Annotated in this window: 24 protein-coding genes and 1 pseudogene; 11 read left to right on the top strand and 14 right to left on the bottom strand. The window is 34.6% G+C overall.

The genetic code is table 11. The features are described from left to right. The first annotated feature begins 22 nt into the window (after nucleotides 1-22). Nucleotides 23-2674, top strand: a complete 2652-nt coding sequence (locus tag CHB80_RS02590) for a T9SS-dependent M36 family metallopeptidase (protein WP_089369864.1) — start codon at nucleotides 23-25, stop codon at nucleotides 2672-2674. A 54-nt stretch (nucleotides 2675-2728) separates the two neighbouring features. Here CHB80_RS02590 and CHB80_RS02585 read toward each other — a convergent pair whose 3' ends face one another. Beyond that, complete coding sequence (locus CHB80_RS02585) at nucleotides 2729-4480, bottom strand: 1-deoxy-D-xylulose-5-phosphate synthase (protein ID WP_089369863.1); 1752 nt, start codon at nucleotides 4478-4480, stop codon at nucleotides 2729-2731. A gap of 54 nt (nucleotides 4481-4534) precedes the next feature. Here CHB80_RS02585 and CHB80_RS02580 point away from each other — a divergent pair, with 54 nt between their 5' ends. Beyond that, nucleotides 4535-4984 carry a nucleoside deaminase gene (locus CHB80_RS02580; protein WP_089369862.1) on the top strand — a complete coding sequence of 150 codons (450 nt, stop codon included), beginning with the start codon at nucleotides 4535-4537 and terminating at the stop codon, nucleotides 4982-4984. Nucleotides 4985-5046: 62 nt separating this feature from the next. Here the strand turns inward: CHB80_RS02580 and CHB80_RS02575 are convergent, their stop codons facing one another. The 5 genes from CHB80_RS02575 to CHB80_RS02555 all read right to left on the bottom strand — a co-directional run bounded on the left by CHB80_RS02575 (nucleotide 5047) and on the right by CHB80_RS02555 (nucleotide 9063). Next, complete coding sequence (locus CHB80_RS02575; protein ID WP_089369861.1) at nucleotides 5047-5238, bottom strand: cold-shock protein; 192 nt, start codon at nucleotides 5236-5238, stop codon at nucleotides 5047-5049. 94 nt (nucleotides 5239-5332) lie between these two features. Next, entirely contained in the window at nucleotides 5333-5596 is a 264-nt protein-coding gene (locus tag CHB80_RS02570) for a hypothetical protein (RefSeq protein WP_089369860.1), read from the bottom strand. Next, complete coding sequence (aspS, locus tag CHB80_RS02565; protein WP_089369859.1) at nucleotides 5589-7337, bottom strand: aspartate--tRNA ligase; 1749 nt, start codon at nucleotides 7335-7337, stop codon at nucleotides 5589-5591. The genes CHB80_RS02570 and aspS overlap by 8 nt, the downstream gene beginning before the upstream one ends. A 299-nt stretch (nucleotides 7338-7636) precedes the next feature. Continuing rightward, entirely contained in the window at nucleotides 7637-8383 is a 747-nt protein-coding gene (locus CHB80_RS02560; protein WP_089369858.1) for a uroporphyrinogen-III synthase, read from the bottom strand. A 29-nt stretch (nucleotides 8384-8412) separates the two neighbouring features. Then, nucleotides 8413-9063: a DUF4271 domain-containing protein gene (locus CHB80_RS02555; RefSeq protein ID WP_089369857.1), complete on the bottom strand. Its 651-nt coding sequence runs from the start codon at nucleotides 9061-9063 to the stop codon at nucleotides 8413-8415. Between the two features lie 109 nt (nucleotides 9064-9172). On the opposite strand from CHB80_RS02555, the gene CHB80_RS02550 reads away from it, so the two are divergent. The 3 genes from CHB80_RS02550 to CHB80_RS02540 are packed head-to-tail and all read left to right on the top strand — an operon-like array spanning nucleotide 9173 to nucleotide 11743. Beyond that, nucleotides 9173-9901, top strand: a complete 729-nt coding sequence (locus CHB80_RS02550; protein ID WP_089369856.1) for a polyprenol monophosphomannose synthase — start codon at nucleotides 9173-9175, stop codon at nucleotides 9899-9901. Nucleotide 9902: 1 nt separating this feature from the next. Then, on the top strand, nucleotides 9903-11243 hold the full coding sequence (locus tag CHB80_RS02545) for a dihydroorotase (protein ID WP_089369855.1): 1341 nt from the start codon (nucleotides 9903-9905) through the stop codon (nucleotides 11241-11243). Beyond that, on the top strand, nucleotides 11243-11743 hold the full coding sequence (locus CHB80_RS02540) for a DUF4296 domain-containing protein (RefSeq protein WP_089369854.1): 501 nt from the start codon (nucleotides 11243-11245) through the stop codon (nucleotides 11741-11743). Before CHB80_RS02545 ends, CHB80_RS02540 begins: the two co-directional genes overlap by 1 nt. Here the strand turns inward: CHB80_RS02540 and CHB80_RS02535 are convergent. Continuing rightward, nucleotides 11727-12725, bottom strand: a complete 999-nt coding sequence (locus tag CHB80_RS02535) for an NAD-dependent epimerase/dehydratase family protein (RefSeq protein ID WP_179218070.1) — start codon at nucleotides 12723-12725, stop codon at nucleotides 11727-11729. The two genes, CHB80_RS02540 and CHB80_RS02535, sit on opposite strands and share 17 nt — an antisense overlap. Nucleotides 12726-12809: 84 nt before the next feature. Here CHB80_RS02535 and tyrS point away from each other — a divergent pair, with 84 nt between their 5' ends. After that, nucleotides 12810-14105, top strand: coding sequence for a tyrosine--tRNA ligase (gene tyrS, locus CHB80_RS02530; protein WP_179218069.1), 1296 nt, complete (start codon nucleotides 12810-12812; stop codon nucleotides 14103-14105). Nucleotides 14106-14183: 78 nt separating this feature from the next. Here tyrS and CHB80_RS02525 read toward each other — a convergent pair whose 3' ends face one another. The 4 genes from CHB80_RS02525 to CHB80_RS02510 all read right to left on the bottom strand — a co-directional run bounded on the left by CHB80_RS02525 (nucleotide 14184) and on the right by CHB80_RS02510 (nucleotide 19040). Beyond that, nucleotides 14184-14636: a YHS domain-containing (seleno)protein gene (locus CHB80_RS02525; protein WP_089369852.1), complete on the bottom strand. Its 453-nt coding sequence runs from the start codon at nucleotides 14634-14636 to the stop codon at nucleotides 14184-14186. Nucleotides 14637-14868: 232 nt separating this feature from the next. Beyond that, nucleotides 14869-15318, bottom strand: coding sequence for a YHS domain-containing (seleno)protein (locus tag CHB80_RS02520; RefSeq protein WP_089369851.1), 450 nt, complete (start codon nucleotides 15316-15318; stop codon nucleotides 14869-14871). Between the two features lie 81 nt (nucleotides 15319-15399). Next, complete coding sequence (locus CHB80_RS02515) at nucleotides 15400-16377, bottom strand: LuxE/PaaK family acyltransferase (protein ID WP_089369850.1); 978 nt, start codon at nucleotides 16375-16377, stop codon at nucleotides 15400-15402. 110 nt (nucleotides 16378-16487) lie between these two features. Continuing rightward, the gene (locus CHB80_RS02510) at nucleotides 16488-19040 is read right to left on the bottom strand and encodes a DUF5689 domain-containing protein (protein ID WP_179218068.1); all 2553 of its coding nucleotides are present in this window, start codon (nucleotides 19038-19040) and stop codon (nucleotides 16488-16490) included. 200 nt (nucleotides 19041-19240) lie between these two features. On the opposite strand from CHB80_RS02510, the gene CHB80_RS02505 reads away from it, so the two are divergent. Both CHB80_RS02505 and CHB80_RS02500 read left to right on the top strand, forming a co-directional pair. Beyond that, nucleotides 19241-19924, top strand: a complete 684-nt coding sequence (locus CHB80_RS02505) for a response regulator transcription factor (protein ID WP_089369848.1) — start codon at nucleotides 19241-19243, stop codon at nucleotides 19922-19924. Further along, on the top strand, nucleotides 19924-20976 hold the full coding sequence (locus CHB80_RS02500) for a sensor histidine kinase (protein ID WP_089369847.1): 1053 nt from the start codon (nucleotides 19924-19926) through the stop codon (nucleotides 20974-20976). Before CHB80_RS02505 ends, CHB80_RS02500 begins: the two co-directional genes overlap by 1 nt. Before the next feature lie 105 nt (nucleotides 20977-21081). Here CHB80_RS02500 and CHB80_RS25085 read toward each other — a convergent pair. After that, nucleotides 21082-21348 (bottom strand): annotated as a pseudogene (locus CHB80_RS25085) (glycosyltransferase); the annotation flags it as partial. A 723-nt stretch (nucleotides 21349-22071) separates the two neighbouring features. On the opposite strand from CHB80_RS25085, the gene trmB reads away from it, so the two are divergent. Genes trmB through CHB80_RS02480 form a run of 3 tightly spaced genes read left to right on the top strand, consistent with a single transcriptional unit; the run spans nucleotide 22072 to nucleotide 23730 of the window. Beyond that, nucleotides 22072-22746, top strand: coding sequence for a tRNA (guanosine(46)-N7)-methyltransferase TrmB (gene trmB / locus CHB80_RS02490; RefSeq protein ID WP_089369845.1), 675 nt, complete (start codon nucleotides 22072-22074; stop codon nucleotides 22744-22746). Between the two features lie 10 nt (nucleotides 22747-22756). After that, complete coding sequence (locus CHB80_RS02485; protein WP_089369844.1) at nucleotides 22757-23386, top strand: LysE family translocator; 630 nt, start codon at nucleotides 22757-22759, stop codon at nucleotides 23384-23386. Beyond that, nucleotides 23383-23730 carry an MGMT family protein gene (locus CHB80_RS02480; protein ID WP_089369843.1) on the top strand — a complete coding sequence of 116 codons (348 nt, stop codon included), beginning with the start codon at nucleotides 23383-23385 and terminating at the stop codon, nucleotides 23728-23730. Before CHB80_RS02485 ends, CHB80_RS02480 begins: the two co-directional genes overlap by 4 nt. Nucleotides 23731-23769: 39 nt before the next feature. On the opposite strand, the gene CHB80_RS02475 is transcribed toward CHB80_RS02480, so the two are convergent. Next, entirely contained in the window at nucleotides 23770-24618 is an 849-nt protein-coding gene (locus CHB80_RS02475; RefSeq protein ID WP_089369842.1) for a CPBP family intramembrane glutamic endopeptidase, read from the bottom strand. A gap of 209 nt (nucleotides 24619-24827) precedes the next feature. Further along, the gene (locus CHB80_RS02470) at nucleotides 24828-26588 is read right to left on the bottom strand and encodes a T9SS type A sorting domain-containing protein (RefSeq protein WP_218823073.1); all 1761 of its coding nucleotides are present in this window, start codon (nucleotides 26586-26588) and stop codon (nucleotides 24828-24830) included. Between the last annotated feature and the right edge of the window lie 271 nt (nucleotides 26589-26859).

Below are 26859 nucleotides of genomic sequence, written 5' to 3'. Positions count from 1 at the left end.
TGTATCACACAAACCAAAAAAAATGCTGAAACTCTACAAATTAACAGTATTTGTATGTGTGTTTGCTTTTGCAGCACTTACAAATGCCCAAGATTATGGTACGATTATTACAGATCACCTAGAGTCCAATAGGAACACACTAGGAATTACTGATCAAGATATTTCGGACCTAACAATTAAAGATGAGGTTTTCTCACAAAAAAGTGCAACAACACATGTGTACGCCATCCAAAAGATCAATAACATCGAAGTTTATAATGGAGGTGTAAGTGTTGCTTTTAAAGATGGTTCTATTATTTACTTAGCAAATAATCTGCAAAAAGATATTGCTTCTAGAGTAAATGCAGTAACTCCAGTTCTTTCTCCTATTCAAGCAGCTTCTAATGCGGCAAATTCTTTAGGATTAGGTAGTTCTAATTTTTCTTTAAATCAAACCATATCTTCACAAGAATTTGTGCTTACACAAGGTGGTGTTTCTTTAGAGGAAGTACCTGTGAGATTAGTGTATCAAGCTACTGAAGATAATGCACTTAAACTTGCATGGGATTTAAGTATTCATACTACAGATTCAAAACACTGGTATAGTGTACGTATAGATGCTCTTAATGGAGAGCTTCTTCATCAGAATGACTGGGTAGTGAGTTGTACATTTGAATCGCATAATCACGATGCGTCAAATGCTTCTAATAATGAAGCGGCAAGTTTTTCTATGACACAGGATGTTGCGATAGCTAATGAGCTTTTAGCAGGAGAGCAATATAATGTTTTTCCAATGCCAATAGAAAGTCCTAACCATGGAGGTGAGTCTCTTGAGACAGATCCTCAAGATTTAGTAGCATCTCCTTTTGGATGGCATGATACGAATGGTGCTGAAGGTGCAGAGTTTACTATTACAAGAGGAAACAATGTTTGGGCACAAGATGATATCAATGCAAATAATGGTGTTGGTGAATCTCCAGATGGTGGTGAAGAATTAAATTTTGATTTTGATTATAACTTTGATACGGCTCCTGTAAATATGCTGGATGCGGTAACAACAAACTTATTTTACTGGAATAATATTATACACGATGTATTCTATCAATACGGATTTGATGAAGAAAGTGGTAATTTCCAAGAAAACAACTACGGAAATGGTGGTATAGGAAGTGATTCTGTAAATGCCGATTCGCAAGATGGTGGAGGGTTAAACAATGCAAATTTTGGAACACCTCCAGATGGTGGTAATCCTAGAATGCAAATGTTCCTATGGAGTGCTTCAGGACCTCCAGGAGAGCCTCTTACTATAAATGGAGGAACTTTAGATGGAGGTTATTCAGGTGTAGGTGCTGGTTTTGGAGCGCAGCTTCCAGAAGATACGCCGCTAGTAGGTGATCTAGCTTTAGTGCAAGATGATGATGCAGGAGATTCTACAGATCCTATAGATGCTTGTGATACTATTACTAATGGAGCAGATCTAGATGGTAAAATTGTAGTAATTAGAAGAGGTTCATGTGAGTTTGGAGTAAAAGTATTAGCTGCAGAAGATGAAGGAGCTATTGCTGTGATTATGGTTAATAACGTTCCAGATGCACCATTTGCTATGGGAGCGGGAGCTGTAGGAGGTCAAGTAACGATACCTAGTATTATGGTAAGTCAAGCAGATGGTGAAGCAATTATTGCAGCACTTGAAGGAGGAGAAGAAATTAATGTTTCTCTTTTAAATGATGGTCCTTTCCAATTAGATGGTAGTTTAGATAATGGAATTATTGTGCATGAATATGGACATGGAATTTCAAATAGATTAACTGGAGGTCCTGCTGCTGCTGGATGTTTAGGTAATGCAGAGCAAATGGGAGAAGGATGGTCTGATTATTTCGGATTGGTACTTACGATGACTCCAGAAGATACTGCAGAGCAAGGTAGAGGTATTGGAACATACGCTATTGGTCAGCCTATTACAGGACAAGGAATACGTCCTGCTAGATATAGTACTGATTTTTCTGTGAATCCATTAACATATGATGATGTAAATAATCCAAACATATCTCAACCACATGGTATAGGTACTGTATGGGCTACGATGCTCTGGGATATGACATGGGCTTTTATAGATCAGTATGGTTTTGATGCAGATGTTTATAATGGAACAGGAGGAAACAATATTGCGATCCAATTAGTAATGGATGGTTTAAAGTTACAACCATGTAGCCCTGGTTTCCTTGATGGTAGAGATGCTATTATTGCTGCCGTAGAGATTAATACATTAATTCCTGAAGACGAAAAAGACTTTGCAGTATGTACTATTTGGAATGTATTTGCTAATCGTGGAGCAGGATTTAGTGCTGTACAAGGAAGTTCTAATAATAGATTTGATCAAGAAGAAGCTTTTGATCTTCCAGCAGATGTAATCGAAAACTGTGAGCAATTACTTAGTGTAAATGAAAATGACTTAGATAGTGTATTTAGTGTATATCCTAATCCTTCAAATGGAGAAATTACAGTAAGTGTAGCTGGAACATTTGGAGAAGGTCAAATACTTATCTATGATATCAATGGTAGAGAGGTTTATAATAAGCCTGCAACACTTGAAGGTAATGTGTCTGTTAATGCAGCAGGATTATCAAGAGGAGTGTATATCATGAATATCACTAGTGATAGCAGTAGTCATACTACTAAACTTATTATTGAATAAGAAAAGAAAATAAATAGAATATCAAAAAGGCTGGTTTTTTAAACCAGCCTTTTTTTATAAATATTTTTCAATGACTTTAGATATATGGGTAGGTGAAATACCTATTTCTTCTTGCAGTTCTTCGGTAGTGCCATGAGTGATGAACTTGTCCGGAATTCCTAGTGATGTGATTATGCCTTTATACGCTTTCGCGAAAGCGTAATCCGTAATAACACTTCCTAGTCCTCCTTTGATAGTACCATCTTCTATGGTGATGATCACTTCATATGTTTTGAAAATACTATCAAGAAGTACAGTGTCTATAGGTTTTAAAAATCCTATATCATAAATACTAATATCGTAGGCTTTGTTTTGAGTGGCTGTGATTGCATGATGTATAGGCGTACCTATAGATAGAACGGCAATACGTTTTCCTTTTTGAACACAATGCCCTTTTCCAATTTCGATCTTTTGAAAGGGTTGTTTCCAATCTATAGTAATGCCTCTGCCTCTAGGGTATCGTATAGCGATAGGGTTTGGTAGTCCTAATTGTGCTGTATACATGATATTTCGAAGCGCTATCTCGTCTTTTGGAGCGTAGATCATCATATTGGGAATACAATTGAGGTATGCTAAGTCAAAAGCTCCGTGGTGTGTTGGACCGTCTTGTCCTACAAGTCCAGCTCTATCTAAACAGAATATAACTGGCAGATTTTGTAGCGCGACATCATGTATGATTTGGTCATAGGCGCGTTGTAAAAAGGTAGAGTAGATATTACAAAATACGACCATTCCTTGTGTTGCCATTCCTGCAGATAATGTGACGGCATGCTGTTCGGCAATACCTACATCAAATGCGCGATCGGGAAAAGTCTCTATCATGTATTTAAGAGAGCTTCCTGTAGGCATGGCTGGTGTAATGCCTATTATCTTTTTATTGATTGTTGCTAGTTCTACAATCGTGTGTCCAAAAACATCTTGGTATTTTGGAGGTAATTGTGTGGTATCCTTGGCGTGTCGTTCTCCAGTGAGTGCATCAAACTTTCCGGGAGCATGGTAAGTAATCTGGTGTTTTTCTGCAAGCGCTAGTCCTTTTCCTTTTGTAGTGATCACATGAAGGAATTTTGGACCTTTTATTTTTTGTAATTTTTTTAGCGCTTCAATAAGAGCAGGAAGATCATGTCCGTCTATTGGACCGTGGTATTCAAAATTCAGCGCTTCAAAAATGTTTTCTTCTCTGGCTGTTCCCTTTTTGACATTTGTAAGGTATTTTTTTAATGCACCAACGCTGGGGTCAATGCCTATTGCATTGTCATTTAATATAACTAGTAAGTTGGCATCAGTTACACCTGCGTGATTCAAGCCCTCAAAGGCCATTCCGCTTGCGATAGAAGCGTCTCCTATCACTGCTATGTGTTGTTGTTCTTCTTTGCCTTGCAAATTTGCAGCAATAGCCATTCCTAATGCAGCAGAAATAGAAGTGCTGCTATGGCCTACGCCAAAAGTGTCATAATTACTTTCGGAAATTTTTGGAAACCCACTAATACCTCCTTTTTGCCTATTGGTATGAAAAATATTTTTTCTTCCTGTCAATATTTTATGACCGTATGCTTGATGTCCTACATCCCAAATAAGTTTATCTTCTGGGGTGTTAAATACATAGTGTAATGCGATAGTGAGCTCTACAACACCTAAACTTGCTCCTAAATGCCCTTCTTTTGTAGATAGAACGGTAATGATAAACTGACGCAATTCCTTACTTAATTGAGGTAATTGGTCAATAGAGAGCTGTCTTAATGCGTATGGACTATCAATATGATCTAGCATATAGCAAAGGTACGTCTTGATATTGTATTTTTGAATATTGAAAATACGATTCCTATGATAGATCCTTTTGACGATGCTTATTTTATGAAAAGAGCATTAGTTGAAGCAGAAGCTGCTTATGAACTTGGAGAAATACCAGTAGGAGCTGTTGTTGTGGTAAACAATACAATTATTGCAAGAGCACATAATCTTACTGAGCGTCTTATAGATGTCACAGCGCATGCAGAGATGCAAGCTATTACTGCTGCGGCTAATTACCTTGGTGGAAAATATTTACATAAATGTACGTTATATGTGACATTAGAGCCTTGTCAAATGTGTGCTGGAGCTTTATATTGGAGTCAAATAGATAGAGTTGTTTATGGTGCCGCCGATGAACAACGGGGTTGTAAAACTATGGGAACGAAGTTGCATCCTAAAACTACTATAGAGGGTGGAGTGCTGGCAGAAGAGGCTAAACAACTTTTAAAACGCTTTTTTGTAGAGAAGCGTAATTTAAATTAAAAACATAAAAAAAGCCTGCTTTTGCAGGCTTTCATAATCGTAAAAAGATATTATCTATATCATTACAGTACACGTACTTGTGCAGCTGTCATTCCTTTTCTTCCTTCTTCTTCTACGTACTCAACTTTATCACCTTCAGAGATAGTTTCTCCGTTAAGACCTGTAACGTGTACAAAGATATCTTTACCGGTGTCGTCATTAGTTATAAAACCATAACCTTTTGACTCATTGAAAAATTTAACTGTTCCTTCCATTATAAAAAATAAAAATATTAATAAAGTGCAAACTTACGCTTTAATTTTTAACATATTGTTTTCAAAGCGTTTTATTTTTGTAAACTAATGGGATTCAGCGCTCTTTTGAGTCGTTATATTCCTTCATTTTTAAGATATTCTCTTTAGTAAGCATGTAGTCGTGTATGTTTTTATCTTTCCATCGATGGTAGATAAACAGGGGCATGAGCACAAAAAAGCCGCCTGCTAAGGCAAAGCCTATTAATTTATTGCCTAAAATTTCTTGGCCTTCTTGAGATTTATAATAATATCCAAAGGCAAAGAGCCCGATTAGGGCAAAAAATAAGAGAATAATAAAAATACGCCTTGCTTTATGCATGTACTTTAAGGTGTAATTCTTTAAGTTGTTCTTCATCAATGGCTGCTGGAGCGTCAATCATAACGTCACGGCCACTATTGTTTTTAGGGAATGCAATAAAATCTCGAATGGTCTCTTGCCCTCCTAATATAGCAACAAGTCTGTCAAGACCAAAAGCAAGTCCGCCGTGTGGTGGTGCGCCATATTGGAAAGCATCCATTAGAAATCCAAATTGTGCTTTTGCTTCCTCAGGAGTAAACCCTAAATAGTCAAACATTAAGGCTTGTGTTTGTTTATCATGAATTCTGATAGATCCTCCTCCTATTTCATTTCCATTTAAAACAAGGTCATATGCATTTGCCTTTACAGCGCCAGGATCTGTAGCGAGTAATTCTATTTGCCCTGGTTTTGGAGAGGTAAATGGGTGGTGCATTGCGTGATAATGCCCTGTTTCTTCATCTAGTTCTAATAACGGGAAGTCTATTACCCATAATGGTGCAAATACTTTAGGGTCTCTAAGGCCTAGTCTTTCAGCTAGTTCCATGCGTAAAGCACTTAATTGTGCTCTTACTTTATTTGTATCTCCAGAAAGTACACAGATAAGGTCTCCAGGTTTTGCTCCTGTTACATCTGCCCATTTTGCAAGATCTTCTTGATCATAAAACTTATCTACAGAAGATTTGTATGAGCCATCGTCATTATAACGAGCATATACCATACCTAATGCACCTACTTGTGGGCGTTTTACCCAGTCTATAAGTTTGTCTATTTCTTTTCGTGTGTAGCTATTTCCTCCAGGAACAGCAATTCCTACAACAAGCTCGGCACTATTGAAAACTTTAAAATCTTTATGTTGTGCTACGTCGTTTAACTCGCCAAACTCCATTCCAAAACGAATGTCTGGTTTGTCATTTCCATACAAGCGCATAGCATCATCATACAGCATTCTTGGAAATTTTTCTACAGTAACACCATTTATTTCTTTCAGTAAGTGGCGTGTTAATCCTTCAAAAATGTTTAAGATATCTTCTTGTTCTACAAATGCCATCTCGCAGTCTATTTGTGTAAACTCCGGTTGGCGATCTGCTCTTAAATCTTCATCTCTAAAACATTTTACAATTTGGAAATACTTATCCATTCCTCCTACCATGAGGAGTTGTTTGAAGGTTTGCGGAGATTGCGGTAATGCATAAAATTGTCCTTCATTCATACGAGAAGGAACTACAAAATCACGAGCGCCTTCGGGTGTAGATTTAATAAGGTATGGGGTTTCTACTTCTATAAAATCTTCGTTAGAGAGATACTTTCGTACCTCCATCGCTACTCTATGACGGAAGATTAAACTGTCTTTTACGGGGTTTCTTCGTATGTCTAAGTATCTGTATTTCATACGAAGGTCTTCTCCTCCATCTGTTTCATCTTCAATTGTAAAGGGAGGTGTTAAGGCTTCATTAAGAACTGTAAGTTCAGACACCAAAATTTCAATGTCTCCAGTAGGGATATTAGGATTTTTAGAGGCACGTTCAATAACAGTTCCTTTTACTTGGATTACAAATTCTCTTCCCAATGTGCGAGCTTGCTCCATAATGTTTTTTGGAGTGCGCTCTTCATCAAAAATAAGTTGAGTGATTCCGTAACGATCTCGTAAATCTACCCAGATCATAAATCCTTTATCTCTAGATTTCTGAACCCATCCTGAAAGGGTCACTTCTGTATTTGTATCGCTAGCTCTTAGGCTTCCGTTGTTGTGACTTCTGTACATGTATTTTGGTACTTTTTACTCGATAAATCGAGATGTAAACATTTCGAGGGTACTCTCGAAATCAAAAAATTAGTTTAAGCAATTGCCTCTTGAAATTGTCCTGAGGCAGTTAACTTGGTTGCAAAAATAGGAAGATATCCTGTGTTACCAGCTATCTGCTGCTATTTTTTGGTTGATGTATATGCGCTTTAACGCTTCGCTCTCTCGATAGTTGTGAATCTCATAAATTCGCTTTCGCGAAAGCGTATAAAAAAACCCACAACATATAATCTTGTGGGTTTATGATGCGTAAAAAAAGGTTATTTTTTGTTTACCTCTTTAATATATTTTTCTAATGCCATTGTCATAGACGGAGTCTGTGGTGTAGGCGCTTGAATGTTGATTTTAAGACCTGCTTTTTCAGCTGCTTTTATTGTTGTGTTTCCAAAAACAGCAATGCGAGTGTCGTTTTGCTTAAAATTTGGGAAGTTATGAAGTAATGACTCTATTCCACTAGGGCTAAAGAATACAAGAATATCATAAAACACATTTTCTAAATCAGACAAATCACTTACTACTGTTTTGTAGAATGTAGATTTTTTCCAGTCTACACCTAATTCATCAAGTGTTTGAGGAATAATGTCTTTTAGCTTATCTGAAGAAGGTAATAAAAACTTTTCGTTTTTGTGTTTCTTGATAAGTGGTGTCATTTCTACAAATGTGCGTTTACCAACATAGATTTTACGTTTACGGTATACCACATATTTTTGTAGATAAAAAGCTACAGCTTCACTTTGGCAAAAATACTTCATTGTATCTGGCACTTTAAAACGCATTTCTTCTGCAATTCTAAAGAAGTGATCTACGGCGTTACGACTTGTTAATATAATAGCCGTGTAGTCATTTAGGTCTACTTTCTGTAATCGGACCTCTTTGCTAGAGACTCCTTCCACATGAATAAATGGGATGAAATCTATCTTTACGCGTTGCCTTTGCTCTAATTCAAAGTACGGCGAGTTTTCAACCTTTGGCTTTGGTTGTGAGACTAAAATAGTTTTCACTTTCATAGATACTCTTTTTATAAAACCCTATCTATTTATGTAGCTATATGATACAAAATATAGTAGGGTGCTATTTCGAGAGTGCAAAAATACAAAATAAAATAAGATGGAAGCGAAAGAATTTGATCTTGATATTTACTTATTGTTATCGCTAATGAAATGAAGTATAAGCCAACAATAGACCATAAACTTATTTGTAAGAGTTGAATGGTAACAAAATCACTATAAACTACATAAAAACAAAGAATTAGGACAAGAATACTTAACAAATTTTTAAAGTTTAGCTTCCTGTTTAGGTACAATTGCATGACTCCTTGAACATTTAGTAAATAGCCAATTATTTTATCAATAAGTGTTTTTACAACTTCAAAAGCTAAATAACCTATAAGTATCTTAATGTATAAGTCAGGTAACTGTGTATATTCTTTTCCTAATGATATGGAATACCATAAAAAAAGGAATAAAGAAAATATAGTGATTTGATGGATGGATAATAGTACTGTAAATGGATGTAATGCCTTTTTATCTTTAGTTCTAGTCGTATACTTATCTGATCCTAAAAAGGGAAGCAATCCTTGAAATTGTTGTGTGTAAAAAAACTTACCTATTACAAGTACTAGAAATGAGAGCACCAGAAGTAAGGTGATCCAGTCTTTGTTAATGATTGTTTTTAAGGTAGTTTCCAATTAGTATGATTTAAGATGCGTTAAAAATACCATAAAATACCTGTAAAAGCCACCAACTTCATATTTTCTACATCTATAAAATAAGTACATTTGCCAAAAGCAATAGTTAATGACAAACGCTTTAGTAGTTATACCTACCTATAATGAAATTGAAAATATAGAACGTCTTGTGCGTAATATTTTTGCATTGCAGCGTGCATTTGATATTCTAGTAGTAGATGATGGTTCGCCAGATGGTACTGCAAAAAAGATAATGGAGTTGCAAGATGTGTATGGGGATCGTTTATTTATTATAGAACGGGAAAAGAAGCTTGGTTTAGGAACGGCGTATATTGCAGGCTTTAAATGGGCATTAGATAAGGACTATGAATATATTTTTGAGATGGATGCAGATTTTTCGCATAATCCCAATGATTTGATTAGACTTTATAATGCTTGTGCAAAAAATCAAGCAGATGTAGCAATAGGATCGCGTTATGTGACTGGGGTTAATGTAGTAAATTGGCCTATGGGTAGAGTTTTACTCTCTTGGGGTGCTTCTAAGTATGTACGCTTAGTAACAGGTATGAATATACATGATACAACAGCAGGCTTTATATGTTATAAAAAAGAAGTGCTTAAAGCCATAAACTTAGATAAGATTCGTTTTGTAGGATATGCATTTCAAATAGAAATGAAATATAAAGCATACATTAAAAAGTTTGCAATTGTAGAAATACCTGTTGTTTTTACAGATCGAACTAAAGGACAAAGTAAAATGAGTAAAGGAATTATTTCAGAAGCTGTTTTTGGAGTAATACGATTACGATTAAATCATCTTTTTAAGGGGAAAAAGTAATATGGAAAAAATATTAATAAAAGATGTACATATAGTAAATGAGGGTACTATCACACATGGGGATATCCTCGTACATCATGGAATTATTCAAGAAATAGGAGAAAGTATAAGTGCAAAATCTCCAGATGTACATGTTTTTGATGCTGAAGGGAAGTATTTATTGCCTGGGGTTATAGATGATCAAGTACATTTTAGAGAGCCAGGACTTACACACAAGGCAGATATTAAAAGTGAGTCAAGAGCTGCGGTTGCAGGTGGGATTACTTCTTTTATGGAAATGCCTAATACAAACCCGCAAACGACTACGATTGAAAAATTAGAAGAAAAATTTGCAATTGCAAAGAAGAACTCTCATGCAAATTATTCTTTTATGTTTGGAGGAACTAATGATAATTTGGAAGAGATTCTTAAAGTAGATAAGAAAAACGTTGCTGGGCTTAAACTATTTTTAGGAAGTTCTACAGGAAATATGCTTGTAGATGATGAAAAAGTTTTAGAAAAAATATTTTCTTCTACAGATTTAAGAATTTCTGTGCATTGTGAAGATGAAGAGACTATTAAAAATAATTTAGCGATTTATAAAGAACGCTACGGAGATGATATTCCAATTCACTTACATCCTATTATTCGTAGTGAAGATGCGTGTTATATTTCTTCTTCTAAGGCAATAGAACTTGCAAAAAAGACAGGTGCCAAATTACATGTCTTCCATCTCTCTACGGCTAAAGAAACACATCTTTTTGATAATAAGACTCCATTAGAAGAAAAGAAAATTACTTCAGAAGTGTGTATACATCATTTATGGTTTTCAGATCAAGATTATGAAGATAAAGGCACACATATCAAATGGAATCCTGCTGTAAAAACAGCTGCAGATAGAGATGAACTACTAAAAGCACTTCTAGACGATAGGATAGATGTCATAGCTACAGATCACGCTCCTCACACATTAGAAGAGAAAAATCAAGCTTATACAAAAGCACCGAGTGGTGGCCCATTAGTACAACATGCTTTACCTGCTATGCTAGAATTTTACCATCAAGGGAAAATTACTTTAGAGAAAATTGTTGAGAAAATGTCTCATCATCCAGCTATTTTATTTCAAGTAGAAAAACGAGGATTTATTAGAGAAGGATATAAGGCAGATTTAGTTCTTGTAGATTTGAATGCGCCTTGGACGGTACAAAAAGATAATATCTTATATAAATGTGGGTGGTCTCCCTTTGAAGGCACTACATTTAAGTCACGTATCACGCATACTTTTGTAAATGGAAGGCTAGCCTATAAGAATTTTAAAGTATATGATGATACTTTTGGAGAGCGATTAACCTTTGATAGATAATGAAACCATTCCTATATATATTCTTTGTTTTCTTTGTTATAAGCTGTCAGGATATTCCACCTGTAGAAAAGCCAGCAAATCTTATTGAGAGAGCAAAAATGGAAGAGATTATTTATGAAATAGCTATCGTAAATAGTGCCAGAGGCTATGATATACAGAAGCTGAGTCAATATGATGTCAATCCAGAAACCTATGTTTTTGAAAAATTTGGAATAGATAGCGTACAGTATGCAAAAAGTGTTTCATATTACTCTTCAGACATCGAAGGTTATAGGGATATGTATCTCTCTATTCAAAAACGAATTGAAGGAGAGTTTTCTCATTATGATTCTTTAGCAAAGCTAGAAAAGAAGGTGAAAGATTCGCTACGTACGGCAAGAGCTCGAGAAATTCAAAGAGAGAAAGATAGTATCAAAAGATCAGATAGTATTGCTGGTAAAATAGAAAAACCACGTTCCCCTATTCGAATATCTAAAGAAATAGTTATAGACTCTTTGTAGTTATATGATGTTGTATTCGCTCTAAGGTGTCTGTTATAGGTGTAGGAGTGTATGACAATTGCTGTTTTGCTTTTTCAGAACTGTAGGTCTTTTCTCCTTGAATAGAAGCCGCACTTATATGTGTGATTTTCCGTTTGCGAGTAAGTATTCCTAAAAGCCAATCTCCAGTAATGACTAGTTTTAGAAGGCTATTAGAAAGTGGCTTTTTGGGTGGTTTTTTAGAAAACTGCAGGGCCATACGTTCTAATATATCTTTATAAGATGTGTTTTCTCCTACTAGGATATAGCGTTCTTTTGTAATAGAGCTATGTAGGCCTTGTATCATAAGGTTTACGACATCTTTTACATCTATAAAACCATTACTTCCTTTTGGATAAAAGCGTTTCTGTTTTAATGCATAGTCGCATAATGTGCCACTGCCTTTTGTATAATCTCCTTCTCCTAAAATAATAACAGGATTGAAAATAATAGCGTCTAATCCTTCCTGTGTACCTCGCCAAACTTCCATTTCAGCTCCGTATTTTGAAATAGCATATACAGAATTAGCTTCGTTTGCATCCCAGATATTATCTTCTGTAATAGGATTGTTTGGTAATTTGCTTAAAGCAGAGACAGAACTTAGATGACATAGCTTTTGTATTTGATGTGCTAGACATAGATTTACAATATTTGCAGTTCCTTCAACATTAACTTTTAATAATTTTTGAAAATCATAAGGGTCAAAAGAGATGAGTGCCGCACAATGATATACATGTGTAATATCTTTAAAAACGGGTTCTAAGGAAGGTACGTCTGTGATATCGGCTTCTATCCAATCAATAGTTTTAAATTGTTTTTCCGCTTTCGCGAAAGCAAAAAAAGCATCCACCTCATTTACTTTTTCCAGAGATCTGAACGTCGCACGCACGGGTTTATTTTCTTGCGTAAGCGCAAGTAATAAATGCATTCCAACCAGTCCTGTGCCTCCTGTAACTAAAATCATGAGCATAAATATAATCTACTCTGGTCAAGTACCCCAATAACGCCACTTTAATTTTTATCTTTGCACCTTCAAAAAGAAAATTCAATGATGAAAAATTTTGTTCAAGAATTGCAATGGAGAGGGATGATACACGATGTGATGCCTCAAACAGAAGAGCACCTTATGGAAGCAATGCGTAGTGCTTATGTGGGATTTGATCCTACTGCAGATTCTTTACATATAGGAAATTTAGTTCCCATTATGTTACTTGCTCACTTCCAAAGAGCGGGACATAGGCCTGTTGCACTTGTAGGAGGTGCCACAGGTATGATAGGAGATCCTTCAGGAAAATCTTCAGAGCGTAACTTGCTAGATGAGAAAACCCTTCGACATAATCAAGAATGTGTGCGTACACAATTATCACAATTTTTAGATTTTACATCGGGTGCAGAAAATGAAGCGGTCATGGTTAATAATTATGATTGGATGAAAGAATTTTCATTTTTGGATTTTATACGCGATGTTGGAAAGCATATTACGGTAAATTATATGATGGCTAAAGATTCTGTGAAGAATCGTTTATCAGGTGAATCGGCAGATGGAATGTCTTTTACAGAATTTACATACCAACTAGTGCAAGGGTATGATTTCTTGCATTTGTACCAAAATAATGACTGCTCACTTCAAATGGGAGGTAGTGATCAGTGGGGTAATATTACTACAGGAACAGAATTAATACGTCGTATAGGTGGTGGTAAAGGATATGCACTTACCTGTCCATTAATTACAAAATCTGACGGGAGTAAATTTGGAAAAAGTGAAGGAGGTAATGTCTGGCTAGATGCAAAGCGTACTTCTCCTTACAAATTTTACCAATACTGGTTGAATACAAGTGATGAGGATGCGGCAAAATATATTAAGATTTTTACGTTTTTAAATCAAGAAGAAATAGAAGCTTTACTAGAAGAACATAGTGGGCAAGAGCATAGAAAAACACTTCAAAAACGACTTGCCAAAGAAGTGACTATTACGGTGCATGGTGAAGAAGCTTTTGTAAAAGCTGAAGAAGCTTCAAACATTCTTTTTAGTAAAACTGCTGCAGAAGATATTAAAAAAGTAGATGAAGAGACATTCTTGAGTATTTTTGAAGGAGTTCCTCAAGCAGAGTTGTCAAGATCTGAATTTGAAAACGGATTGGATGTGATAGGTGCATTAGCAGAAAAAACTAAGTTTTTAAAGTCTAATGGAGAGGCTAGAAGAGCGCTTAAAGAAAACTCAGTGTCTGTAAACTTTGTGAAAGTTCAGGAAGGTTTTATGATACAAGAAAGTGATTTAATAAATGATCGTTTTATTCTTGTACAAAGAGGGAAAAGAAATAAATTCCTCATAAAAGTGATTTAAGATACCATACGATCTAAAAGCGAACAGCCCATTAGTAAAAATAACTAATGGGCTGTTCTGGTTTGAAGGGGTGAAAAACTAACTTTTATATTTTACGTTTTCCCAGTTTTTGTCTGCTTTTGGTTTTAATGTAGTTGGTCCTTCTTTTTTCCAGCTTTTTAAGGTGTTTCTTCCCCAAGAGTTATAAAACATAAATAACTTTCCATCTCTTATTTCAAAAGTTTCTGGATCGGCATCTACTTTCTTTCCATTGGTAGCAAGCGCATATGCACAGTAACCACCGTATTGAGGGACATATTTAGAAGGGTTTGCTTTGAACTTGTCTAAATTGCCTTGTGTAGAAAACTTATATTTTGCACCATCATAGGTAGTGACATATTTTTTGCTTCCTTCTACAGCTTTATTGTTAAAGTATTCTGTTACGTCATATCCTTCGGCAATATAACCGCTGTCTAAGTAATAGTCTATCTGTTGTGCTTGTGAAGTAAATCCAATAAGTAATCCTATTAGTATGATCATTGATTTTTTCATGAGTCTTTTCTTTAAAATGTGTTGATTTTTGATTTATAAAGACTCTGTCGGTATTTCTATATAAGCTTACATAAAATTGTCAATTATTCCTTAAATAATTTTTTCATTTAAAGTAATTGCTTGTTTTTTAGTGTAGTTTTTTGTCAAAAACACACAAAAGACAAAAACCCTAGTGAGCAAGTTGCTTCACTAGGGTTTTCTAACTAACTAACCAATCAATTATGAATATCTTCTATTTATTATGTTTTACTTTGCTCCAAGCCGCATCTGCTTGTCCTCTTAATTTTTCAGGACCTTCTTCTTGCCACTTTTCGAGTGTATTTACTCCCCAAGAATTATAAAAGAGGTATAATTTTCCATCTCTTATTTCAAATGTCTCTGGGTCAACACTTACTTTTTTTCCTTTATCTGCTACTGCATATGCACAGTAACCACCATATTGAGGAACATATTTGTCAGGATTTGCTTTGAACTTGTCAAGATTTGCCTGACTTACAAATTTGAATTTGACTCCGTCATATTCTGTTGTAAACTTTTTGTTACCTTCTACTGCTTTATTATTAAAGTATTCAGTAACATCGTATCCTTCTGCAACGTATCCTTTTTTAAGATAATAATCTGTTTGTTGTCCAAATGTTTGAAAACTTACAAAAGCAATTACTATTAATAGGAAATTTTTCATTGTATAAATTTTACATAGGTTAGGTCGATAAAAATATAAAACATTACATTTTTAACATAATTATAGCATTTTAGTTTCATTTTATAGCACCATAAGATTGCAACCTCTTATATCAGAATTGTCAAATCTACCTACAATAGAAAAGGTATTATCCTTGTAAGTGCTGCCTAAATCTTGAGTTGCAATGAAAGCGCAAGAGTGTATATTAGCAAGGTCTATAATGTTAAGTCCTCCTGTTTTGGAATGTGGGAGTGTTGTAAATGGATCTTCAGGATCTCTGGCTATTACTTTCATCCATGGAGGTGTAGTAAAAACTCCTTTCCCTTTTGAATATGCTTGAGATAAAAGTTCAGTCATTCCATATTCACTATGTATCTCTGAGACTCCAAATCCTTTTGAAAGTATTTCATGAAGTTCTTCTCTAATCATTTCCTTTCGTTTTCCTTTCATACCTCCTGTTTCCATAATGGTAGTGTTTTTTAAAGAAAAACTGTATTTTTCTATAAGGTCTAATAAAGCAAAGCTTACCCCTATAAGAAGTACCTTTTGTCCTGAGGCGTCAAGCGTTTTTAATTTTTCGCTTAAAGCGAAATAATCATTAAGATAAAACCCGCTGTCTTCATGAGTACTTGCTTTAATGAGATGATCTACCATATACACCAATGAAGACCCAGTGCGTTCAAGATATGAAGGAAGTAAAGCTAAGACAGCATACTCCTCTATGTTTCCATACGATGCTGTAAACCCCTTTTGGAAACTTGCTTCATATATAGAAAGATCTTTTACATAATGTTTGCTAGTAATACTTCCTGTAGTCCCACTACTTGTAAAAGTAGCTTCAGTTATTTCTTGAGAAGAAACTACTTCATGTGATTTAAAAAAAGAAATGGGTAAGAAAGGAATATCCTTAAGTTGTTTAATATCACTTGGGTGTTTGTAAAGAAGATCACAAAAAGAGCGATATATCGTATTGTTATCAAATTGATACTGAAATATATCAAGGGCTTTTTGCTCAAATTCTTGAGGAGTTTGTATAGCAAAGATATCTTGATATTCCATATGCTTGATTTAAAACAAAGGTATTAATCCCCGTTGAATATAAGTATTGTATATAAACAAAAAGCGTCCTTTAAAAGGACGCTTTTTTACAATGTTATAATGATATGAGATTATCTTACGATCAACTTAGCTGTTGCTGTCGCATCATTCTCTGTAATAGTCATTAAATAGATTCCAGTTTCTAGTGTTTGTACATTAATTGTGTTTAATGTAGTTGTACGTAATACTAGTTTTCCTGTAATATCAAATACAGAAACCTCTTTTTGTGTGTTTGAAACTGTTGTAATGGTTACAACATCTTGTGCTGGATTAGGATATATAGATAATCCATCAATATTATTTTCTTCTATAGAAAGTGTAATATCAATATCTGCAGCAAATCTAGGAGTGATTTGATACGTATCATTAAATTGTCCTATAAGTCCAGCTATGTTTACAGCAGTAGTAGGGATAGCATCAGGATTTACAACATAATCTGCTTCATCAAAGTTAGTACGTAATGTAAATGCACCATCAGCATTAGTGATTTCATAATTTGTGTCCATTTGCCAGTCTCCAGTAGCATTTGTTATGGTTACACCAACAACAGCTACATACTCAGATTCATAAGCTTCACCATCTGCATTAAGATCTGTAATAGATACTACTTGCGGTGTGATTTCATTTCCAGTAGATGTCGCTGCTCCAGGATCTTCTGAAGGAGAGAATTGTAATAATCCACTAAAAGAACCTAGTGTACCTCTTATTCCTGTGATTCCGTCTCCTATTGTATAGGTTGTCGTAATTACTCCAGCAGGATCATCAATAACGATGGCTCCAGTAGCATCTTCGATCCACTTTTGATTACGTTGTGATTGTTGGAATGTTAAAACAGCTTCTGCACTTAAAATAAATTCTTCACCTTCATTTTGTGCTCTTAGTTCTGCAATTGTAGCAACTTCAGGAATTTCTTCACATGCAGGTGTAGTAATATCTAAAGAGATATCACAGTTTGAACTTGTGATTTCAAGAGTTACTGTAGTAGCTTCAGATACGGCATTAATGATGATAGTTCCTTCGGCAACAGAAGTAGGGTCATCACCATCTATTACACCACCACCTACAACTTCTACTGTGTACGTTTCATTACCACCACCAGTATAATCTATAGTGATTGTAGTCCCGTCTTGGCCAGAAGTTTCACTGTCACAAGTAATGACTGCTGCATCGAGTACTAATGTACAAGAAGAGGTGTTTTCTATGTCAGTAAGGTCACGAGCAGTAATAAAGTAATCTCCATTGTTACGTTCTGTGATAATACCAGCAATAGTAGCTTCTGTAGGAACGTTTTCTCCAATATAATCAACGTCAAAGAATGAAGTTCTAAATATGTAATCTCCATCTGCATTTGAAATTGGGTATTCTGTACCAGTTACCCATGTCATGTTTGCAGAGTTATCTACAGTAAGATCTGCTAATTGTACATATTCAGATTCAAAATCATTTGGATTTGCATTAAGTGCAGTAATTGTAACCATTTGTGGTACTACAGCATTTCCAGTAGATGTAGCCGCTCCAGAATCTTCTGAAGGTACAAATTGTGTCATTCCATTAAAAGAACCTAATGTACCTAATATTCCAGTTATTCCGTCTCCAATAGTGTACATCGTAGTAATTGTTCCAGCAGAATCATCTATAAGAATTGCTCCTGTAGCATCTTCTATAAATTTTTGATTTCTAAAATCTTGTTGGAATGTAAGTACTGCTTCTCCAGTTAATAAGTATTCTACACCTTCTACGCCTGCTCTTAGTTCAGCAATAGTAGCTACTTCAGAAGTAGGGATACAGTTTACAGCAAATAAATCAATAGAAAGGTCACATGTTGTGCCTATAGCAGTTAATGCAAAATCTACTCCTTCACTTACGTTTATAGAAATCGTTCCAGTAGCATCTGTACTAGGATCATCTCCGCCAATAGTTCCAGTAGTTCCGTCAAGATCTAATGTTACCATTTCTGCACCACCTCCTGTAAAATCTACAAGATACGTAACACCGTCTTGTCCATCTGTTACGTCATCACAAGTAGCATCATTAAAGCTAAAAGAAAGTGTGCAAGCAGAACATCCATTTTCAGCACGTAGTGTTGGTGCTGCAGTACAGTATGTTCCATCAGCACGACGCTGTAGAGATTCAATATCTGCATCTACATTATCTTCGTTGTATTGTACTGTTTCTCCTAATCCAGTAAGTAAACCTGCATCATCAGCGTCATTTGTTCCGTAAACAATAGCATCTACAAGATTTGCAGTGGTAACAGGAGTGTCATTTGGAAAATCATCGATGTTTCCAGTATAAACTCCTACAGCATCAGCTCCGTTTTGGATTGTATTATTAGCGCCTATCATTATATCAGCACCCGTAACTTCATCACCTCCTACAATAAAAAACCCATTGGCATCTGTAGAAAAACCTGTTAAATCTATTGCATTGTAGCTAGCATCATCAGATCCATTAAAAAGAACAAGAACAAGACCATCTAGTGATTGGTTTGGTGTCTCAGAAAAGAGTTCAACAAACTCCATGGTGTCTGTTCCAGTTTGATCTGCATCAACTTCATTAATCACTACCTGTCCAAAAGAAAGGCAAGAGATTAGTAATGCAATTAAAAGAGTAATTTTTTTCATAATCATTAATTAGTTTAGTAATAAGGTGCAAAAATACAAAATGTAAGAGTGTTATAGGTTTTTGCTTTCGCGAAAGCGAAAATATTTAACCCATTCTTAATATTGATAGTATCTAGGTAACGTGTAGAATAAACTACTTTAGTGATTTAATAAAGAACGTATAATAGACTATATTTATAACGTCAAACCGTGAGATACTCATGAAGAATAAAAATATCAAAATATTATTAGTCGATGATGAACCGGATATCCTAGAAATTGTAGGGTATAATTTATCTAATGAAGGATATAATGTGATCACAGGATCTAATGGTGTAGAAGCTGTTAAACTAGGGAAGAAACATAAACCTCATCTTGTGATACTAGATGTAATGATGCCTGAAATGGATGGGATAGAGGCCTGTGAGTTATTACGTAAAAATCCAGATCTTTCAGAAACGATTATTACTTTTTTTACTGCTCGCGGAGAAGATTATTCTCAAGTTGCTGGTTTTGATGCGGGAGCAGATGATTATATTACAAAACCTATTAAACCAAAAGTGCTTATTAGTAAGGTGAAAGCATTACTACGAAGGTTTAAGGATAAAGAAGAATCTTCTGAGATTATTAAAGTAGGGAATATTGTAATAGATAGAGAAGAGTATAAGATAGTTAAGGGAAAAGAAGAGATCGTTTTACCTAGAAAAGAGTTTGAATTACTTTCTTTACTAGCGTCAAAGCCTGGTAAAGTTTTTAAAAGAGAAGATATTTTAGATAGAGTGTGGGGAAATGAAGTTGTAGTAGGGGGTCGTACTATAGATGTGCACATACGTAAACTAAGAGAGAAAATAGGTGACGAATCTTTTAAAACAATAAAAGGTGTTGGCTATAAATTTGTAGTTTAATGACAGACGACTTTAGGAGGTCATATGGTTTTTCGATTGTTACAGCTCTTTATGTAACACTATTTTTTTCGGGTATACTTATAGGTATTGGATATTGGCAAGACAATATAGATTGGGTTCTTATTGCTATGGTTGCTGCTTTTTGCTTTGTATTTCTTTTTGTCATCATATATTATCGTACGAAGATATTTATCTATAGACGCGTAAAAAACATCTATGATGAGGTAACATTACTAGAAGATGCAGATCTTAAACCTGGTAGAATTACAACCGATTTAAAATCACTTACTGATGAGGTAGGGCGTTATGCAACCAGCAAAAAGCTAGAAATAGAATCTCTTAGAATTAAAGACGAGTATCGTAAAGATTTTTTAGGAAACGTAGCACATGAGCTTAAAACACCTTTGTTTACTGTACAAGGGTATATACTCACTCTGTTAGATGGTGCTATTAAAGACAAAACTGTTCGTAAAAAATATTTGCAAAGAGCAGATAAAGGAGTAGAGCGGCTTATCTATTTGGTGAATGATCTGGATATGATCACAAAATTAGAAGTGGGAGATCTCAATCTTAATTACACGTACTTTGATATTGTAGCATTGGTTAAAAGTACCTTTGAGCTTTTAGAGATGAAAGCTACAAAGAAGAATGTAACGTTGACTTTTGATGTAGATTATGAAGAGCCTATTATAGTAAATGCAGACGAAGAGCGAATTCAGCAATTATTGACAAACCTTATAGAAAATTCTATTAAGTATGGAAAAAATGATGGTACAACTGAAGTGAGTATTCAAAACTTAATTCAGAATAAAGTACTTATCCGTATTACAGATAATGGAGAAGGAATAGAGAGTGAGCATATACCGCGTCTTTTTGAACGTTTCTATCGTGTAGATAAGTCTGGAAATCGTAAAGTAGGAGGTTCTGGATTAGGCCTTTCTATTGTCAAGCATATTATTGAGGCGCATGATGAGAAAATCTATGTCGAAAGCGAATTTGGTGTTGGGTCTGAGTTTTCTTTCACCCTTGAAAAGGCCGAAAAATTGCCTTAAATCTATAGGTTCTTGAGATTCTTCAAATCCTTTATATACACTTAGTTTTGCTAAATCTTTTACTTTAAAGCTTTCTTGTGTTGCATAGGGAGCAATCCCTTTTTCTTTTAATCTTTTTGCAAGATATTCTTGTTCTGGTTGTCCTGGTGTAGGAATGAAAAATGCTTTCTTTTGTAAAGCGGCAAGATCCATAATAGTTGTATAGCCTGATCTTGCTATAACAAAAGGAGCGCTATTAATAGCCTTGGCAAGTTTGTCTGATGTCAAGAAATTTACAATTTCAATATTTTTTTGTTGTTCACGGGTTTCTTCTTCTTCAATGATTCCTTTTACAAATAAAATAGCACCGTTGTACTTTTTTAGTTCAGTCATTAAAGTATCTTCAAGAATAGACCGTTGTGGTTCTGGACCTGATAAAATAACTAGCGCATCGTACTTAGATGGTAGTGTCTCTTTTTGCATCCTGCTTAAAGGGCCTATGTATTGTACGGGGAGTGTTACTTTTTTGGGATGCCCAAGCATACCACTTAAATTCATATTCCCTTTATAATCGGGAACCCAGCATTCGTCAAAACGCTTTATAAAACGTTTGTGTGTATACGTAGTGGCAGTAGTAGTTTTGCCGCTTAATACCTGTAATTGATGTGTGATAAAAACGGTAGGAACTTTTGAAGTATACAGTCCTAATCTATTATCGGAAATGACACCATCAATGTTATAAAGTTCTAAAATATGTTTTAATGCCCTGTGTTCTCTACGTATAGCTTTTATGATTTTTGGAACATTAGAAATCATTTTTCGTTTAAAATGCGTTCCTTTTTTAGCATATTCTATGTCATAAGAAGGAAGTTTTACAGATAATAACTCTGGAAATTCCTTTTGTAATAAAGCTAAAGCAATGCCATCACTTGCTATAATTACTTGATATCCATCAGCAAGTAATGCGTGTATTATTGGGATACAACGTGTTGCGTGTCCTAATCCCCAATTAAGAGGTGCTACAAGTATATTTACAGGTGTATTCATAAATGCAAATTTCAGACACGTATATCTACTAAAAGTTTCCTTAATTTTACCAAAATATTAAATAGTACTTTGGGAAGTAAAAATAAATTAAAACGTTTTCGTGAAAACGAAACTTTCAGCAACGTCATTCAGCCTACTCGTGAAGAGTTAGTTGATGGAAGCTTTCCGCTTAAAGGTAAGTGGAAAACAGATTTTTTCAAAAATAATAAGCCTATTGTTTTGGAGTTGGGTTGTGGTAAAGGAGAATACTCTGTGGGATTAGCGCAACGATATCCTGATAAAAATTTCTTAGGAATAGACATTAAGGGAGCTCGTTTTTGGAGAGGTGCAAAAACGGCATTGGAAGATAATATGACGAATGTAGGCTTTATGCGCACACAAATAGAGCTTGTTAATTATGCTTTCGCGAAAGCAGAAATAGCAGAAATCTGGATTACCTTTCCAGATCCTCAAATTAAGTATAAGCGCACCAAGCATAGAATGACCAATACAGAATTTTTGCAAAAATATAAACAGATTTTAGAACCTGAAGGAACCATAAATTTAAAGACAGACTCTGAGTTTATGCATGGATATACTTTGGGACTTTTGCATGGAGAAGGGCATGAGATTTTACATGCAAATCATGATGTGTATAAGAATGAATATTCTCCAGAAGAAGTAGTGGGAATACAAACATTTTATGAAAAACAATATCTTGAGCAAGGAAAACCAATAACTTATATTAAATTTAGAGTCAAATAGTTCAAGGCTTTTGGAAACAACCAAACTCTTCTTTATTACTTATTTTGCCGCACTGGCTGGAGTGATTCCTCCTGGACTTATCAATATGTCTGTGGCAAAAACGTGTGTGCAACATGGCAAAAATAATGGATTTTTAGTAGCTATTGGGGCGTCATTAGTGGTTGCTTTTCAGGCACTTATTGCAATTTTACTCGCTAGGTATATTTTTGGAAATCCTTTTGTGCGTAATATGTTACTTCGTACGGGATTAGTTATTTTCTTGATCATGGCTATTTTCTTTTTTGTAAAGGCAAAACGTAGTCGTGTTAAGAAAGTAAAGGTTTCAAAACATGCAGGAATACGAAGTTTAGGGAAAGGAATGATGGTTTCTGTTCTAAATGTATTACCTATTCCATACTTCTGTGCTTTAGGCGCAGCTCTTAATGTAAGTGGTAAGGTAGAGTATGATATTGTAGCAATAAGTATTTTTATTGCAGCAGCAGTATTAGGGACATTTACCACCTTATATTTATATGTTGTTTTCTTTGCAAGAATTGAGAATAAAAGCGCTTCTTTTGCAAAGTATTCTAATTATTTTATGGCAGCTTTAATGCTGGTTTTGGTGATCATTACATTAATAAGAACCATTTACTTTGAATGAAATACTCAGTAGAAACAGAAAACTTTTTTGATAAAGTATACGCAGTTACAAAACTCATCCCTTATGGTCGTGTCACTAGTTATGGTGCTATTGCTAAATATTTAGGGGCAGCACGTAGTAGTCGTATGGTAGGATGGGCTATGAATGGGGCTGGAAAATATCCCGATGTGCCAGCACATCGTGTGGTAAATAGAGTAGGGATTCTTACAGGTAAAATGCATTTTGGAAGTAGTAATGCTATGGCACAAATGCTAGCAGAAGAAGGGATTCAAGTGGAAGATGATCAAGTCGTAGATTTTAAAAAATTCTTTTGGGATCCTGTTGTAGAACTAGGGATGGAGTAATGTGCTTCTTGATAGAATCATCACTTAAAAAAACACGAATTACAATTTTATTACTTTTTGATTGCCTTGTGTAGGTAATTTTTTAAGCGTTACATCTCTATTTATTTTTCTTGAAATTATAAGCCCTATAATCAATAATGGAAAAAATAAAAGAATAGAAGGTAATGCTCCTGCTATTTGATCGGTCAGGTTTTGTGTAATCACTTCAGAATTATTGTTTATGGCTGGTAAAGTTCTAAAAAGGAAAAAGAAATTGATAAGTCCATGTGTTATAGCTATTGGAATTAACTTATTTGTTTTTATTAATACCGACGCAAAAAATATTCCCATAAAAGTTGCAAAAATAACTTGGGCGATTACTTGAGGTATATTTTCATTTACAGCTAAATTTATTAAATGTGAAAGCCCAAAAAATAAAGCAGAGAAGAAAATACTTAGGAATATACCATTTTTGTGGTAACGATATTTTTTGATAAAAAGTGGGATTAGCAATCCTCTAAAAATGAATTCTTCAGCAAAACCAACCATCATGCAGGCTATAAAAAGTAATATGACATTACTGATTTGTACTTGAGTAATGTCATTGCCAATAAAAGATAAAATCCCAAGAATAAAAAGATAAATAGGTATGCAGTTAAGAAGCTTGAAGGACCATTTGTCAGAATGAGAAAGACCACTTAATGAAAGTAAATTTACTTTTTTAATGCCTATCAAACCTACTGTAAAAAGAGCAGACATTTTTAATGCTAGAACAATATATTCAATTTGAAATTCTGAAAAATAATCTGTAGAGAATAAACGATCTATTGGTAAGGAAAAGATAATGGCTATGTATAAAATTAAGCCTAAAGCTGTAATAAAAGGATTGCTATTTTTGATTGAATACATACGTCTTTTTTTGCAAGATTACCTTAAGTGGTATACTTATAAGACGTTGTTGTTTTAAAAAAGGTTGCCTGAGGTACAGAAATAAAACATATAAATGATAAAGTTATTTTCTATTAGATACTTAGGTTTCTGAGTACGCTTTCGCGAAAGCGTACTTGCGAGATTTATAACCATAAGAGATAGCATGGTGTTAAAGCGGATGCACCATATTACCCTTTTATAAATCGTTTTATAACAGTATTTGTTTGAGTATCTATTCGAAGAAAGAATACTCCTTTGGGTAATGTAGAGACAGCTACGTTATTTAAATCTACTTCTTGCAGAATCACTCTTTTTCCAGTAATGTCGTATACCTCAATTTTTGATAATTGAATTTCTTGAGGAGGTATAATACTAATGATATCTTGAACAGGGTTAGGAGTTATTTTAAATGTAGATAGAAATAAACCTTCATCTGTGATACTACAATCTTCAGAGAAAAATGTTTGAGCATCAATTTCCCATTGACTATAAGGAGTCTCTCTATTATTTGCTCTAGTCGCATCATCTACTTGAATACAGTTGAGGTTAAGATTTGTGAGCGTCGAAAATGTTGTAATGTTATTAGTATTTCCGTTTTGAATATTTAGGCTTGATAGATTGACGTTGGAAGCAATCAATGAGGTGAGCGCAGTGTTTGTTGAAAGATCAAGATCTGTAATTTCATTACCTACAGGAGTATCCAAATTGGCAATGTTTAATGTCTCTAATAGCACATTGTTAGAAACATCAATATGGGTTAGGTTATTGTCTTGAACGCTTAAAAAACGAAGTTGTGTATTAGATGAAATATCTAGACTTTCTAACGATGTATGATCAGTAATCAATGTCTCTAATGATTGATTTTTTGAGAGATGAATAGATGTAATCTCATTATTAAAACTACAGTTCAATGTTTGTAAAGCTGTAAAATCCTGAATTCCTGTGAGATCTTGTATATTTTCATTGCTAATATTCAGGGAAGTTAATGTATAAATATCGGCAGTGAGTACTTCTCCGTTAAGAACACCATCAGTATCAATACCTTGATTGATTAAAGATTGCTCAAAATTAGGATCAGGAATATGTGTTATTCGGGTTTTTGCAAATACATTATTAATATCTGCTACGATAGATTCATGCATTCTTATTTTTTGACCTGTTGAAAATATACTTCTACAAGAAAAAGCAAATGCACTCATGTAATTTAAAATGTCTTCCTGAAATATCTCATAAGGAGTCCCTTCACAATCAGTTAGGTCCCCAATGTATAAACAATTTTCTTCATCTAATTGAGTCTCTCTAATTTCAGGATTACCACTATATCTTGGGCAAGCGGCAGTATCTGCTACACGATCACCAGCTGTCGTAGCATTATAGTTTGGATCATTAGGATCTCTAGTTACATGCTCACATGCTGTAGTATTAAAAAACTCTCTTGTGTGTAAAATAAAAAAGTCATGTGCTAATTCGTGAGTGAGTGTGTAGTCATTAAAATCACTTCGTTGTACAGCGCATATGGTACTATTAAATCTTGCCTCGCCACTTCCTGGACCATGATCTTCTGGGATATATACATTAAAAGAATGAGGATTTATAAGGCCGTTTTGTTTTGCATACGTTCCAATTTCTTGGAGATTAGCCCCGATATGATGCGCAGAAGAATTGAACGACTGGTTATCAAATCCCTTTAATCTGAAAAATATATTAAATGGATTAAAATCATCGTTTATTCGGGTCATTGCTTCCTGAACAGTTGCTTCATTAATAGTAGGAATGTTGCTGGCATCGTCATTATTAATTCCCCAGAAAAAAATAGTAAATGTAACTGGCTCAAAAGCGGCTAGAAAATCTTCATCCACAGAGCTGCTATAAACTCCTTCAATATCATCAGGAATTGACCCACCCTCTAATAAAACACAAAGAGAATTGTCATTCTGAGCAATGATCATTAGAGGAAATAAAAAAATAATGTATGTTAAAAAGATCTTCATTTATAAAAAAATAAGTCGGCTTTTGAATCATTAATTTACAGAATACCTAGCTAAAATGAACGATACATAGATTTGGAGTGCCAATTTGCGTAAGTGTGTTTCTATTTTGTGTTCATAGATTTATCTTGCTAGTAGGTAAGAGAGCGTATAGTTTTGCTTAATGTTTAAGAAGTCTTAAAGGCTTTGTACTTCATACTTTAAGCGGTATCTTTGCATTTAGAATTAGTCT

Origin of the sequence: Dokdonia pacifica (assembly GCF_900188275.1) — a bacterium.
Lineage (GTDB): Bacteria > Bacteroidota > Bacteroidia > Flavobacteriales > Flavobacteriaceae > Dokdonia > Dokdonia pacifica.
Note: the sequence above shows the minus strand (reverse complement) of the source record. Positions and strands in the feature narration are given on the sequence as shown.

What these genes read in the sequence shown, in the direction of transcription:
- CHB80_RS02535 (WP_179218070.1), bottom strand. Translation starts at nt 12,725, where the DNA reads ATGATTTTAGTTACAGGAGGCACAGGACTGGTTGGAATGCATTTATTA.
- CHB80_RS02510 (WP_179218068.1), bottom strand. Translation starts at nt 19,040, where the DNA reads ATGAAAAAAATTACTCTTTTAATTGCATTACTAATCTCTTGCCTTTCT.
- CHB80_RS02500 (WP_089369847.1), top strand. Translation starts at nt 19,924, where the DNA reads ATGACAGACGACTTTAGGAGGTCATATGGTTTTTCGATTGTTACAGCT.
- CHB80_RS02585 (WP_089369863.1), bottom strand. Translation starts at nt 4,480, where the DNA reads ATGCTAGATCATATTGATAGTCCATACGCATTAAGACAGCTCTCTATT.
- CHB80_RS02505 (WP_089369848.1), top strand. Translation starts at nt 19,241, where the DNA reads ATGAAGAATAAAAATATCAAAATATTATTAGTCGATGATGAACCGGAT.
- CHB80_RS02540 (WP_089369854.1), top strand. Translation starts at nt 11,243, where the DNA reads ATGAAACCATTCCTATATATATTCTTTGTTTTCTTTGTTATAAGCTGT.
- CHB80_RS02525 (WP_089369852.1), bottom strand. Translation starts at nt 14,636, where the DNA reads ATGAAAAAATCAATGATCATACTAATAGGATTACTTATTGGATTTACT.
- CHB80_RS02570 (WP_089369860.1), bottom strand. Translation starts at nt 5,596, where the DNA reads ATGCATAAAGCAAGGCGTATTTTTATTATTCTCTTATTTTTTGCCCTA.
- CHB80_RS02550 (WP_089369856.1), top strand. Translation starts at nt 9,173, where the DNA reads ATGACAAACGCTTTAGTAGTTATACCTACCTATAATGAAATTGAAAAT.
- CHB80_RS02470 (WP_218823073.1), bottom strand. Translation starts at nt 26,588, where the DNA reads ATGATCATTGCTCAGAATGACAATTCTCTTTGTGTTTTATTAGAGGGT.
- CHB80_RS02520 (WP_089369851.1), bottom strand. Translation starts at nt 15,318, where the DNA reads ATGAAAAATTTCCTATTAATAGTAATTGCTTTTGTAAGTTTTCAAACA.
- aspS (WP_089369859.1), bottom strand. Translation starts at nt 7,337, where the DNA reads ATGTACAGAAGTCACAACAACGGAAGCCTAAGAGCTAGCGATACAAAT.
- CHB80_RS02590 (WP_089369864.1), top strand. Translation starts at nt 23, where the DNA reads ATGCTGAAACTCTACAAATTAACAGTATTTGTATGTGTGTTTGCTTTT.
- tyrS (WP_179218069.1), top strand. Translation starts at nt 12,810, where the DNA reads ATGATGAAAAATTTTGTTCAAGAATTGCAATGGAGAGGGATGATACAC.
- CHB80_RS02575 (WP_089369861.1), bottom strand. Translation starts at nt 5,238, where the DNA reads ATGGAAGGAACAGTTAAATTTTTCAATGAGTCAAAAGGTTATGGTTTT.
- CHB80_RS02515 (WP_089369850.1), bottom strand. Translation starts at nt 16,377, where the DNA reads ATGGAATATCAAGATATCTTTGCTATACAAACTCCTCAAGAATTTGAG.
- CHB80_RS02560 (WP_089369858.1), bottom strand. Translation starts at nt 8,383, where the DNA reads ATGAAAGTGAAAACTATTTTAGTCTCACAACCAAAGCCAAAGGTTGAA.
- CHB80_RS02480 (WP_089369843.1), top strand. Translation starts at nt 23,383, where the DNA reads ATGAAATACTCAGTAGAAACAGAAAACTTTTTTGATAAAGTATACGCA.
- CHB80_RS02545 (WP_089369855.1), top strand. Translation starts at nt 9,903, where the DNA reads ATGGAAAAAATATTAATAAAAGATGTACATATAGTAAATGAGGGTACT.
- CHB80_RS02475 (WP_089369842.1), bottom strand. Translation starts at nt 24,618, where the DNA reads ATGTATTCAATCAAAAATAGCAATCCTTTTATTACAGCTTTAGGCTTA.
- CHB80_RS02580 (WP_089369862.1), top strand. Translation starts at nt 4,535, where the DNA reads ATGATAGATCCTTTTGACGATGCTTATTTTATGAAAAGAGCATTAGTT.